This is a genomic window from Nocardia speluncae NBRC 108251 (assembly GCF_001613245.1).
Lineage (GTDB): Bacteria > Actinomycetota > Actinomycetes > Mycobacteriales > Mycobacteriaceae > Nocardia > Nocardia speluncae.
Genome location: NZ_BDBZ01000037.1, coordinates 183,428 through 195,108, shown reverse-complemented (window position 1 = coordinate 195,108; position 11,681 = coordinate 183,428). Strand labels below are relative to the sequence as shown.

Genomic DNA, 11,681 nt, shown 5'->3' with positions numbered 1-11,681 from the left:
CCGCCGCCGTCAATTCGTGTTCGGCAGGAAATCGAATTCGCCGTCGCGGGCTCCGGCAACGAAGGCGGTCCATTCGCCATCGTCGAAGCGGAGCCTGATCGCGCCATCCGCAGTCTGGACGAGGGTGTCCGCTCCGTCCTTGCGGACATTGACGATGCCGTTGGCGCTGCGCGAGCCGCTGCGCGATTCGTCGATAAACGCGGTCCATGCGTGGAGATCGAAGGTGATCGTGCCGTGCGAGGGGTGCTTGCTGTGCCGCAGGTAGACGCGACTATCGCGGGGGGCGACGTCCACGCAGTTCTCACCGGCCCCGCTGTGGCTGGATGTCCGCCAGCCGGCGGAGGGGGCGACCTCGACGCAGTTCTCGCCGTTGCTGCTGTAGCTGGATGTCCGCCATTCGAGGCGGGTGCCGGTGTTCACCGTCACTCCTTGTCTGTCAGGGTGCTGATTCGGGCTCTGATGACTTCAGCGGAGTCGGACTCCGACAGCGCTGCCTCACAGAGCCGGTCAGCTGCCATTTTATACAACTGCACCTGGTCCTGTTCCTGCATGTACAGGGCGCCAGCCGGGTATTCGACATATCCGATCGATTGGGCATTGTCGAAGTTCAGCAGCATGAAGTCGCCGTCGAGTCCGTCGTGGACGGTGACGCTGAGCGGCATGATGTGCAGCTCGACGTTGTCGAGTTCCTGCAGTTCGAGTAGGCGCTCGAGTTGCGGCCGCATCACCGTAGAACCGCCGACCAGGCGATCGAGTACGACTTCCTCCAGGACGGCGCGATACCGCAGCGGGTTGTTTGCTGCGGTGAGGCGTTGTCGTGCCATCCGCGCCTCCACAACCTGAGGTGCATCGATCGGCGGAACTCTCAGGTTCCCCTGAAGAAGCGCCATTGCGTACTCGGGTGTCTGGAGCTGTCCTGGGAGCAGTGTCTGTTCGTAGGTGAATACCGAGGTCGCGAGCCCTTCGAGTCCGACGAAGGTGCGGAACCAGTTCGGGAAGGCGTCGCCGAACGGCGCCCACCAGATTGTCTGGTCGGCCTGGGACGCGAGCGCGGCGAGGCGTGTGATGTGGACGTCGTCGGCGCCATAGAGCTTGAGTAGGTGAGTTACCTCGTCAGGTTGTTGCTGATTACGGCCCGATTCGAGGTAGTTGATCTTTGTCTGGGTGCAGCCGAGGTGTTCGCTGGCCTGGCGCTGTGACATGCGGGCTCGTTCCCGAGCGTCGCGTAACTCCCGGCCGATGAGGAACCGCAGGGCATTCGGATCTGACCGGTCCCATCCTGGCGTCGTCATCGCGGCCTCCATTCATCGATCGTGCGTTAGCACCCTATCCCGCCTCTCAGGGTGGATCGCCCCATCCCTTGCGGCTGGTATATATACCAGCTACATTACTCTCAATGTCGTGGCATGAGTAACACATCAATACCGCGCACTCAGCGAGTGTTCGAGTGATCTCAGGAGTGATCAGCCATGCAACTTGTAACTGGAGCCGATACTGACCGGCTGTCCGCGTGGTATGTCGGGCAACAGTCGTGGACGTTGCCGTGGATGCAGGGCAGGACGGTGGACACCCTGGCCGCGAATGCGGCTGTTCATGCGGGTGAGGCACTACAGGCTGCGCCTCCACCCGGCGATCCCCGCTGGAGAGATATCCGCTTCGGTGCTGACGCGCTGGGGCTGACCGTCCATGAACTCGCGGTTGTACTGGGTGTCACCTGCACCATTCCTGATCTCCCACCGCGTCGTGCGCGGATCTGGCTACCGGGCGAGCGGAGGTGAGCGCGGGTGTTGTCGAACGCGGACCGAGAACCGTCGTTGATGTACGGGTACCTGCGCAAGGAACTGCTCGGTGACCACCAGAGCGATGTCGAACATCGACTGCGGGATCTGGCTGGGCTGAACGGGTTCAATATCGCGGCCCTCTTCTGCGAGACGGGCGCGGGGACCGGTGCGTTGTGGCAGTTGATGCGGGCCATCGAATCGACCGGTGCCCGCGATGTCGCCGTTCCGTCCGAAGCGCATTTGACTGCGGGCCGTAGTCAGCAGCGGACGAAGTTCCTCCACGATCTCGATGCCGTCGACGGCTTGCGTGTGTGGTGTTTGGACCTGAGCAACCGGTCGGTTGTGCTGAGCGGATTTCGCCGCAGCGTCGTCCTGCCGCGTGAGCGCACGTTGGCTCGACTCCTGCTGCGGACCGGTTCGGTGACTGTAGTGGAGGAGGCCCGCATGGACATCCTCAATACCCTGTCGAGAGCCAGGCTGCGGCACATGGTCGACGACGTCGAACACTTCGTGCTATCTGCTCTGTCCGACTTCATACCCGCAGACAGCGGCGGCAATCCGCCGATCTTCGCCGATCTCACAGCCACGCTGCCGAATCTGACCGAGTCGATCGTTCTGACGGTGTGGCTGTTGCTTCGGGGCCCGGCGTTGGAGGTGCAGGTTCTTCGGTCGCCGATGCTTTCTCTCGAACCGATCGGTCCCGACGTACTTGGCCCGGCAGCGGCTGGCCGACGCTCGCTACGCGGGGGCGCCCGAATCTCTTGGATCCGGCTGCCGATCGAGCCTGGTCAGTCACCGCTGGCGGCGGGGCGAGCATCATGAGGCGGGCATTGGGGATCGTCCGTCGCGATATCGCGGGGGTGGCGGCCGAAACGGTGGCTGCGGGGATCAGGGCGCTGGCGCGCGTGCACCGCATCCAGCTGGACGAGATCGTGTTTCGCGACTCCAGCGAAGGCTTGGTCCGGCTGCTCGCGAATCTGCCCGACTCGGTCGATTTGGTGATGATTCCGTCGGAAGCCCACTTGGGCGCGTGGATTCCCGCCGCCCGGCGCACAGCTGAGGTGTGGTCGGTCGATCGGGGCGTGTGCTGGCCCCAGGGTGAAGGCAGGACGCGGTTGATATCGCGCCCCGATCGCCTGCGGGAGATCCGATGACATCTCTCGCGGGCCACACGGAGTATCCGCTATCGGTCGACTTGGTCCGCCTCGTTCGCGAGGCCGGTTGCGACACATCGGAATCCGGTGTCGTCGTCGAGCATCGAATGCGCGGCGTCGTTGAATGCCGACGGTTCGCCTCGGTCGAAGGGGCTGGTGAAGGCACTGCCTTTGAGTTCGTACCGGCCGCTGGTGGTTTCGGTGGCGGTCCATTCCCAGGTGTTGTCGACGAGGTCGTATACACCGAATGGACTGACACCGCTGGCGTAGGTCGCGACAGGGGTTGTCGTGCCAGGGCCGGAACCGCGAATATTGCATTTGGCTGGGGTCGGTTGGTTTCCCCAGGGCCAGACGTTGCCGCGGGTACCTCGAGCAGCTTTCTCCCACTGCTGGCTGGTCGGCAGGGACTTCTGGGCCCATCGGGCATAGGTGGCGGCGTCGTCCCGGCTCACCCAGACCACCGGGTGATCGGCGATCTCACGGGCCGGAGCCGGACCGCCCCAGTGGTGGGGTGCGGAATACCCTTGGGCCGCCACAAATCTCGCGTAATCCGCGTTGGTGGTCGGGAAGACATCGATCCAGTACCCAGCCACCCATACGGGTTGGTCCTGTGGCCCCGCGAGGTAGATCCCTTCGGGAATCCAGGTCATGAGCTTGCCGTCAGCGGGATGGCGGGTGTCGGTGCGTTGCTCAGGTACGTCGGTATCGCGGGCGTCGCTGAGGACGGCCGGGGATATCGCTTCGACGAACCGGGTCAGTTCGTCGCTGCCCAGCCGCGCCAGGATGGTGTCGAGTGCTGCTTGGTTGACCGGGCGGGGGCGGATGTTCTTGCCGCCGGCCTCCCAGCGGGAGATCAGCCGAGGATTGACGCCGATGTGTGCGGCGAATTCGGTGATACTCATTCGCCGTGCGTCTCGCAGTGCGCGCGCTTCGGCGCCGGTCCAGCTGCGGACCACGATGCCCATCGCCTGTGTGCTCCCTTCCCCGAGCGGTGGGTTCCGAGCCTAGTCACAATAGTGGCGCAAAGCAGGTCAGATGCGTTGCGGGGGAATGGATTCGTACTCTGTCCGGAGCCTGGCGATCATCTCATGGTCGACGGGCAGGTCGACGTTGTCGATGCGGGCGATGGCGCGAACGCCGACCGCTGCGTTGGTCGCGACCGCGCCGTCGACATGCGGCAGTTCGGCCAGCGTGATGGGTTTGACGACGACGTCCTCATCGAGGGTCTGGCTGAGCAGGCGCATCGTGATGCCGGGAAGTACCTCGGCCTGCGGCCAGATCAGCTGGCCATCGGAGATCACACCGATATTGGAGGTCGCGATCTCGGTGATGGTCCCATCGGCCAGGGTGAACAGGACGTCATCAGCGCCATCGCGTTGCGCGAGGCGACGCTGGTAGAGACTGCCGAACAACCCGACATGCTTGGTTTTGGGCAGGTCGCGGGTGTAGACGGCCGACCGCAAAGTCAGCGGGGCCTGCGGGACGGCGGGAGCCTCCCGCGAGGTGACGAGGATCTGCGGGTCGGCGTCGGCTCCAGGTTTGCCGAGCCCGAGGTGCGGGTCGAACACAGTGACGCGAACAACCACCGGAGACGCCGTGTCCGGCAGCGCGTGACGGATGAGTTCGCGTACCCGGTCGGGGTCGAGCTCGGTGTCGAACACGGTGCGGCAGTCGCGGATGAGTCGGTCCATGTGCTGGCTGAGTCCGCGAACAGCGTGGTTCTCGACCCGCATGGACGTGAAGTGCCCGTACCCGACCAAACCCAATGCAGCGAGATCGGACTCGGTGATCGGCGACCCGTTGAGTTCCATGGGGCCAGTCTGTCATCGACCGGCCTGCCTGGAAGCAGCGCTGGGTGCTCAACGTCAGCGAAACGTCAGTGCAACGCCGTGAAGCGACAGTTCCGGCCAAGCGCCCGCACACCGATTCTGAGGTTCATGGAAACCACCGAGGGCAGGGCCGGGTTCGGTGCCCGGCCAGGCCGCTCGATACATGCGCAAGGGGTTCAGTGATGACCGACGATCTGCCGCAGCGTAATCCAGGAGCGACGTTGCCCACGCATTTCGAGCGGCTGGGCGAGGCGCTGGCAACGGTCATCGTCGCCCGAGACGAGTCCGGCGGCCCGCTAGCGCGGTCGTTCTCGTGCGACGAGGCGACGATGCGACGGGTCGCTGAGCAATTACCGCTATGGACCGGCGACCCTGCGGCCGATTGATCCGCCATGGAGCGCCGCCTGGTCGTTGACTTCGACATCCCGGGAGTGCCGGTACAGCACTACCGAGCAGAGCGGTGTGCCGCAGAGGCATTCGCCGCCGAAGCAACACGACAGGGACTGGCGCGTGTGACGGTCGACGATCTGGCGACCGACGAGATGAAACAACTTCCGTACCAGCGGCTTTTCCTACCCAGCAGAAGGGACGACCACACTGATGGACTCGATACGAGCACCGATGCGGCCTGGCATGCGGCCGATGGACCGCATGCCCGCCATTATCTGCACTGATGTCGGGCACGACCCGGACGATTTGCTGGCGCTCATCCTCGCTGCGGCGGCGCTGCCGCTGCGGCTGGTGGTGACCAGTGACGAATTCGGCGGCGGTCAACGCGCAAGGCTGGCGCGGTTCCTGCTGAACTTGTGCGGGCGAACCGGGGTCGTGGTGGTCGCCGGCGCGGAAATCGAGGGCGCGCAAGCGCGATGGGTGTGCGACGGTCTGGTGCCCGCCGGATTCCCGCCAGTCTCGGCGCCGGTGACCGGGTCGGTAATCGACGCCGTGCGCGCGGTGCTGGGCGAGACCGGGCGTGCGGCGTGGATCGGTCAGGGACCGATGAGCAACCTGGCCCACCTCTACGCCGACGCACCGGGGTTGGCGCGGCGGCTGACGATCATGCAGATGGGCGGCGGCTTCGCCCATCTGTACAGACGGCCCGATCGTGCCTCGCACAACCTGCGCATGGACCCCGCAAGCGCCCGGACGGTGCTGACCGCGCCCGATCTGGACGTAGCCTTGGTGACCTCCGATGTCACCTTCACCCCCGAGACCGCGATCGACGCGGACAGCGAGGTGTATCAGCTGCTCGCGGCGGCCAACGCGCCGAAGTGGGCGAAACTCGTCGCTGCGGGCTACGACCGATGGTTCGCCGGGGAACGTTCCGCGTCGATGGCGGCCGACCCGCTGACCGTGACCGCTGCGGCCGGGATGGGCTTCGTCGAGTTCGCCACCCATCACGTGACGGTGGCGCCGGACGCGCGCATGTACGACAACCCCGACGGTGTGGCCCTGTCCATGTCGGTGGCGGCGGACTATGCGGCGTTTCGGGCGTGGGTCACCACGGTGGTGCAGCATGCTCTCGAGGTCGGGATGCGATACGACCCCGCCTTGATCGGGCATAAGCCGGGGAACACCCGACCCGTGGCCACCGGGCACGCCATGCCGATCGGTACCCGGTAATGGCCGACAGCCTGGTGCGAGGGCACCTGAACCCGGCCACCTTGACACACACCCAATCCAATATCGGCGACTGCTTCGCCGACCCCGGCGCACTGACCTACGGCCAGGCCCTGCATGCCCAGACGCTGCACCAGTACTGCTCACCGAGCTGCGGTGTCCGCAACCGAATCGATGAACAGCTCGGGACTGCGGCCAGTGAAATCGGAGAGGCGAGCTCAGATGACTAGTCCCCGTCGCGCAGACAATGAGGCGATCGTGCTCGATCCGTCTCAGGCACACAGCGGACGCATTCACGACGTCCTGTTGGGTGCGGGCAAAGACGCCTATCTGGTGGACCTCGAGGCCGGTCACAAGCTGATCACCCACTCCCGCGCCTTTCTGGTCGCGGCCCGCGCGACACGTTTGTGGCTGCTGCGGGCCGTGCGGTACCTGGCAAGTGAACAGCTGGTACGGCAGTTCGTCGAACTCGGCAGCGGCTACCCATGCTCGCCGAACCTGCACGAGGTAGCCCGCAACTGCGCGCCGACCGCACGCATGGTCTACGTCGATCACGACCCGGTGGTCGCCGCCCACGGCCGAGTATTTCTCGCCGACGAACAAACTGAATTCGTCCACGCCGATCTGAGCGACACCGACGCCCTCGTCACCGAGATCACCGCTGCCATGGATCCGAGCGAGCCGATCGCGGTGTGTCTGTCGTTCGTCGCCGAATTCCTGCCCGACCCGGGCATGGTCGTGGACGCGGTCACGACCATGCTGCCGAGCGGCTCGTTCCTGGCACTCAGCCATATCACACGTGACGCTGATCCCGGCCCCGTCGACCGCGCGGCCGATATCTACACCGGATTCGGCATCGAATTCCGTTCTCGCAGTCGCGACGAGGTCGCGGCACTGCTGGCCGGCTATGACCTCGTCGAACCTGGGCTGGTTGCGCCACACCGTTGGTGGTCACCCCACGACGTCGACCAGCGTCGTGCCCGCAACCTCGGCTGGGAGCCGCCGCAGGCCGACGACCTGTGTTGCCGCGCCGCCGTCGGGCGACTGCGATGACGAGGTGAGCCCCGGCGAACGCCAACCCAAATGAGCATCAAATGTGCTGATGGACAAGGAGATCCGTAACCATGATCGAGGCGGGGAGACAGATGAACGAATCCGGCGCGGATCGCGTCGCGAAGTTGTCCGAAGCCCTGGAACGCACCGATCTGGACAAGGTCCGGTCGTGGGGCCAGATGGTAGCCAGCCGACTACGGCGCGGCGGGCGAGTGCTAGCCGTCGGAAATGGTGGAAGCGCCGCGCAGGCGCAGCACCTGGTTGCTGAGTTGGTGGGCCGGTTCGAGACGGAGCGCAACCCACTCGCTGCGCTCGCGCTCACCACTGACTCCGCGGTGGTGACTGCGATCGGCAACGACTACGGCTTCGACCAGTTGTATGCCCGGCAGGTCCGTGCACACGGTCGGGAGGGCGATGTGTTGATCGCGATTTCCACTTCCGGGTGCAGCACGAACGTGATCGCTGCCGCCACAGAGGCGAACGAGCTAGGGATGCTCACCTTCGCCTTGACCGGTCCCGCTGACAGCGTATTGGCGCGAGTATGCGACGAGGTGGTGTCAGTCGATTCGTCGGCGACCTCAACCATTCAAGAATGCCACCTTCTGATCGCGCACGAACTGTGTGCGGCGGTCGATGCGGCTTTGGCATCCGCCCCGTCGACGTCGCAGCCGACCGAAGCAGAGACCGCCGAGTCCGTCCCGCCGCCGACGGTTGAGCACGCTCGGCGCCTGGTGATTGTCGGTGACGTGCTGGCCGACTGTGACTGGTGCGGTGAGGTCACGCGGGTATCGCCGGAAGCGCCAGTGCCGGTGCTCAGCGCGGTGTCACGGCAGTGGCGACCAGGCGGGGCAGGCTTGGCCGCGATCCTTGCCGCCCACGATGGCTGCGAGGTCACGCTGGTGACCGCGATCGGCGCCGACGAGCCCGGCCTGCGGATTCTCAGCGACCTCACCGAGGCGGGGGTGTCGGTGATCGATCTGGGCATCGAGGCGCCGACCCCGGTGAAGATCCGGATGCGGGCACGCGGACAGACCCTGGTCATGGTCGACGACTCCGATCCGGCGGTGCCGGTGGGCGATCCGCCCCCAGAGGTCGCGCACGCCCTTGTCGAGGCACAAGGCGTACTCGTCGCCGACTACGGGCGCGGGGTAGCCGCCCAACCACGACTGCGAGTACTGCTGGCCACCGTGGCGCGGCGTGTGCCGGTGGTGTGGGATCCCCATCGTCACGGCCCGGCACCGACCGACGGGGTGAGCGTCATCGTCCCGAATGCGGAGGAAGCCGATCTGCTCACCGCCGAGGACGGAGCGGCCGGCGACCTCGACAGCGATGTCCGCCGGGCGCGCAGCCTTCGATCACGATGGCGATGCCAGTACGCGGTGGTCACCCGAGGCGCCGATGGCGCTGTCCTGGTCGGCGCCGACACCGATCCCGCGCACGTATTCCCGGCCCCACGCCGGGAGCAAGGCGATACCTGCGGGGCGGGTGATCGGTTCGCCGTGAGGCTGCTCGGTGAACTGATCGGTAATCGCACAATGTCGACAGCTGTGCAACGCGCCGTCACAGCGGCGGCCGACTACGTCGCCGGGCAACGCGCTACGGCGGGCAACCACCCGCGACCGGATGGCGCGGGTGACGGGTTCGCTGTGGCCGATCGGGTGCACGCAGCCGGTGGCCGGGTGGTGGCCACCGGCGGCTGTTTCGATGTGCTGCACGACGGGCACCGACAGCTGCTGGAGGCCGCTCGCGCCATGGGCGACTGCTTGATCGTGCTGCTCAACAGCGACGCGTCGGTGGCCAATTTGAAGGGACCGAACCGGCCGCTGGTACCGCAAGCGCAGCGGGCGGCGATGCTGACAGCATTCTCCTTCGTCGACGCGGTGCTGGTGTTCGACGAGGACACCCCGGCTGCGCTGTTGGAAAGGTTGCGTCCGCATGTGTGGGTCAAAGGCGGCGACTACGGAGCGACCGAACTACCCGAAACGGCCGTGGTGCAACGTCATGGCGGCCAAGTTGTCGTCGGCCCGTACCTGGAAGGGGTGTCGACGAGCGAGCTGATCGAACGCGCTGTCGCCGGGCGGGTGATGCAGCCATGACCCGCTCCGTGCTGGTCACCGGGACGGCCGGGTTCATCGGCGGGCATGTTGCCACCGGTCTGCATGCGGCCGGGTGGACGGTGACCGGAGTCGACCAGAATCCCGCGGCTACGGCGTGGCCGTGGGAATCGATCACCGTGGACGCTGCCGACCCAGCTGTGCTGGCTCGGATCGCTGGAGGGGAGTTCGCGGTGGTCGTGCACCAGGCAGCGGTCAGCGACACCCTCGCCGCAGATGACGAGCGGTTGCGGTGGGCCAACGCCACGGTGCCGCTGCGGCTGGCTCGCGCATGCACCGACTCCGGGACACGACTGGTGTATGCCTCCTCGGGCAGCGTGTACGGCGTGGTGCCGCACGGGGCGTCGTCCCGCGAATCCGACACCGAGGATCGTGGGCGCTGCTCGGGCCCCCTGAATTGTTACGCGAAATCCAAACTCGTCCTGGATCAGTCGATGCTGCGCCGCGCGGCGGTGTTCGGCCTGGATTGCGTGGGGTTGCGCTACACGAACGTCTTCGGTCCCGGCGAGGAATCCAAAAGCTCGATGGCCTCGATTCTGTGGCAGATCGTCACGGCCGTGGCGGCGCGGCGGCCGGTCCGGTTGTTCGACGACACCTTGACCGCCGCGCGGGACTACCTGCCGGTGCAGGTGCTGGTGTCGACGCTGGTGCGGCTGCTCGATACCCCGCAGGTCGCAGGCGTCTACAACCTCGGTTCCGGGACCGCGATCCGGTTCGAGACCTTGCTGGGCTGGTGTACGGAGTGGGCGGGCGCACCGGTGCCGCTGGTGGGGGTGCCGAACCCGATCCGTGACCGCTACCAGTACTGGACGTGCGCCGATATGCGGCGACTGCGCGCCGCGTTGCCTGGCCTGGAGCCGGTGGACACCGAGGTGATCCACCGGTACGCCCGCGACCTGTTCGACCACGCCCGCGCCGAAACCTTCGGCGTCGGCGAGCTTGTGAAGTCCCTGTGATCGGAGGAAACGCAATGTCTACCAGCACAACCGGCGTGCTCGCTGGCGAGAAGGCGCTACGCCACCGGCTCACGGCCTTGTCGCGGTCGCTGCGCGAGGTGACCGCGGTCGAGCACCTCCAAGAGCCGCGGTACATCAGCTACGACACCGTCCGCGATGCCGACGGCACCACCTACGGCCGCAAGAAGGCGATCCTGATGTCGGGCGGCTGTTCGGTGCCGACCTGCACCATGTGTCCGTTCACCAACTACAACAACTTCGGCCTGCACGGCGCGAACCCCCGGGGCTTGCGCGAGCAGGTCGCCACGCTGCTGGCACGCACCGATGACGAGCCGGACTACGACATGCTCGCCCTCTACAACGACGGGTCGTTCTTCGCCCGCCGCGAGGTACCGGCCGAGGTCCAGCTCGATATCGCCCGCCGCGTCGCGGTCACTGGTGTGCGCCGCCTGGTCGTCGAAAGCCTGCCCCAATTCCTCACGCCCGAGACCCTGGCACCTTTCGTCGAGGCCCTCGGCGATGTCGAGCTCGAGGTGGGAATCGGGTTGCAATCGGCCGACCGGCTGGTCCGCGAAACCCTGGTCAACACCCGAATCACCCGTGAGTCGTTCGAAGACGCGGTGGCGTTGATGCAGGCACACCACGTAATTCCCAAGGTGTACCTGATGATCAAGCCCCCGTTCCTCACCGACGGCGAGGCCATCACCGACGTGATCTCCTCCACCGAGTACGTGGCCTCGCTCGGCATCGGCGGAGTCACCGTGTGCCCGACGAGGCTGGCACCGAACACCGTGGCGTGGTGGCTCTACCAACGCGGGCACTACCAGGCGCCGAACCTGTGGACCGTCGTCGACGCCGTGCGCGGCGCGCACGCCAAAGCGGCGGTGCGGGTGGCCTGTATCAACATGCGCGGCACAGACTTCGACTCGGTGTACCCGGACTCCTGCGAGCGCTGCGCGAACGGCATCGTCGACGGGCTGGTGTCCTACAGCGTCACCGGTGACCTCGCCGATTTGCCCGTCACCTGCGACTGCCGGCCTGACATACGAGCGGTCGACCTCGACCATGACGCGATCCTTGCCCGCACCGCGGCATCCCTCGACGTCGGCGAGGCCACCCCGTGAAACCGCCACCTACCATCGCCGAACCACCACCAGGGTCGCACCTGCCGCAGATT

General features: G+C 66.2%; 15 protein-coding genes and 1 pseudogene. 12 read left to right on the top strand and 4 right to left on the bottom strand.

Going from position 1 to position 11,681, the window contains the following annotated elements:
- Positions 1 to 9: 9 nt before the first annotated feature.
- Together NS6_RS28610 and NS6_RS28605 are read right to left on the bottom strand one after the other, a co-directional pair.
- The gene (locus tag NS6_RS28610) at positions 10 to 420 is read right to left on the bottom strand and encodes a DUF397 domain-containing protein (RefSeq protein WP_051047393.1); all 411 of its coding nucleotides are present in this window, start codon (positions 418 to 420) and stop codon (positions 10 to 12) included.
- Positions 421 to 422: 2 nt separating this feature from the next.
- Positions 423 to 1,304 (bottom strand): helix-turn-helix domain-containing protein, encoded by an 882-nt coding sequence (locus tag NS6_RS28605; protein ID WP_197986986.1) that lies wholly within the window; start codon positions 1,302 to 1,304, stop codon positions 423 to 425.
- A gap of 165 nt (positions 1,305 to 1,469) precedes the next feature.
- On the opposite strand from NS6_RS28605, the gene NS6_RS34990 reads away from it, so the two are divergent.
- From NS6_RS34990 to NS6_RS28595, 3 genes are read left to right on the top strand one after another with little or no spacing between them, the layout of a single operon-like run.
- Positions 1,470 to 1,778, top strand: a complete 309-nt coding sequence (locus NS6_RS34990) for a hypothetical protein (protein ID WP_157112998.1) — start codon at positions 1,470 to 1,472, stop codon at positions 1,776 to 1,778.
- 39 nt (positions 1,779 to 1,817) lie between these two features.
- Positions 1,818 to 2,603 (top strand): hypothetical protein, encoded by a 786-nt coding sequence (locus NS6_RS28600; protein ID WP_043737903.1) that lies wholly within the window; start codon positions 1,818 to 1,820, stop codon positions 2,601 to 2,603.
- Positions 2,600 to 2,935, top strand: coding sequence for a hypothetical protein (locus NS6_RS28595; protein WP_157112997.1), 336 nt, complete (start codon positions 2,600 to 2,602; stop codon positions 2,933 to 2,935). The genes NS6_RS28600 and NS6_RS28595 overlap by 4 nt, the downstream gene beginning before the upstream one ends.
- A 29-nt stretch (positions 2,936 to 2,964) precedes the next feature.
- Here the strand turns inward: NS6_RS28595 and NS6_RS28590 are convergent, their stop codons facing one another.
- Both NS6_RS28590 and NS6_RS28585 read right to left on the bottom strand, forming a co-directional pair.
- Positions 2,965 to 3,900, bottom strand: coding sequence for an SUMF1/EgtB/PvdO family nonheme iron enzyme (locus NS6_RS28590; RefSeq protein WP_082393299.1), 936 nt, complete (start codon positions 3,898 to 3,900; stop codon positions 2,965 to 2,967).
- 66 nt (positions 3,901 to 3,966) lie between these two features.
- Positions 3,967 to 4,746, bottom strand: a complete 780-nt coding sequence (locus NS6_RS28585) for an aminotransferase class IV family protein (RefSeq protein WP_043737908.1) — start codon at positions 4,744 to 4,746, stop codon at positions 3,967 to 3,969.
- A 200-nt stretch (positions 4,747 to 4,946) separates the two neighbouring features.
- On the opposite strand from NS6_RS28585, the gene NS6_RS28580 reads away from it, so the two are divergent.
- From NS6_RS28580 to NS6_RS28545, 9 genes and pseudogenes are all read left to right on the top strand, one after another.
- Positions 4,947 to 5,150 carry a hypothetical protein gene (locus tag NS6_RS28580; RefSeq protein ID WP_043737910.1) on the top strand — a complete coding sequence of 68 codons (204 nt, stop codon included), beginning with the start codon at positions 4,947 to 4,949 and terminating at the stop codon, positions 5,148 to 5,150.
- 6 nt (positions 5,151 to 5,156) lie between these two features.
- Positions 5,157 to 5,438 (top strand): hypothetical protein, encoded by a 282-nt coding sequence (locus NS6_RS35290; RefSeq protein ID WP_068048176.1) that lies wholly within the window; start codon positions 5,157 to 5,159, stop codon positions 5,436 to 5,438.
- The gene (locus NS6_RS28570) at positions 5,407 to 6,384 is read left to right on the top strand and encodes a nucleoside hydrolase (protein WP_054814844.1); all 978 of its coding nucleotides are present in this window, start codon (positions 5,407 to 5,409) and stop codon (positions 6,382 to 6,384) included. Before NS6_RS35290 ends, NS6_RS28570 begins: the two co-directional genes overlap by 32 nt.
- Positions 6,384 to 6,611, top strand: a complete 228-nt coding sequence (locus tag NS6_RS35285) for a hypothetical protein (protein WP_043737912.1) — start codon at positions 6,384 to 6,386, stop codon at positions 6,609 to 6,611. The genes NS6_RS28570 and NS6_RS35285 overlap by 1 nt, the downstream gene beginning before the upstream one ends.
- Positions 6,604 to 7,434: an SAM-dependent methyltransferase gene (locus NS6_RS28560; RefSeq protein WP_051047391.1), complete on the top strand. Its 831-nt coding sequence runs from the start codon at positions 6,604 to 6,606 to the stop codon at positions 7,432 to 7,434. The genes NS6_RS35285 and NS6_RS28560 overlap by 8 nt, the downstream gene beginning before the upstream one ends.
- A gap of 92 nt (positions 7,435 to 7,526) precedes the next feature.
- Positions 7,527 to 8,069: pseudogene (locus tag NS6_RS36515) on the top strand (D-sedoheptulose-7-phosphate isomerase); the annotation flags it as partial.
- A gap of 96 nt (positions 8,070 to 8,165) precedes the next feature.
- Positions 8,166 to 9,530, top strand: a complete 1,365-nt coding sequence (locus tag NS6_RS36075) for a PfkB family carbohydrate kinase (RefSeq protein WP_232111129.1) — start codon at positions 8,166 to 8,168, stop codon at positions 9,528 to 9,530.
- Positions 9,527 to 10,504 (top strand): NAD-dependent epimerase/dehydratase family protein, encoded by a 978-nt coding sequence (locus tag NS6_RS28550; RefSeq protein WP_043736640.1) that lies wholly within the window; start codon positions 9,527 to 9,529, stop codon positions 10,502 to 10,504. Before NS6_RS36075 ends, NS6_RS28550 begins: the two co-directional genes overlap by 4 nt.
- A 14-nt stretch (positions 10,505 to 10,518) precedes the next feature.
- Positions 10,519 to 11,628 carry a hypothetical protein gene (locus NS6_RS28545; RefSeq protein ID WP_138456835.1) on the top strand — a complete coding sequence of 370 codons (1,110 nt, stop codon included), beginning with the start codon at positions 10,519 to 10,521 and terminating at the stop codon, positions 11,626 to 11,628.
- The last annotated feature ends 53 nt before the right edge of the window (positions 11,629 to 11,681 follow it).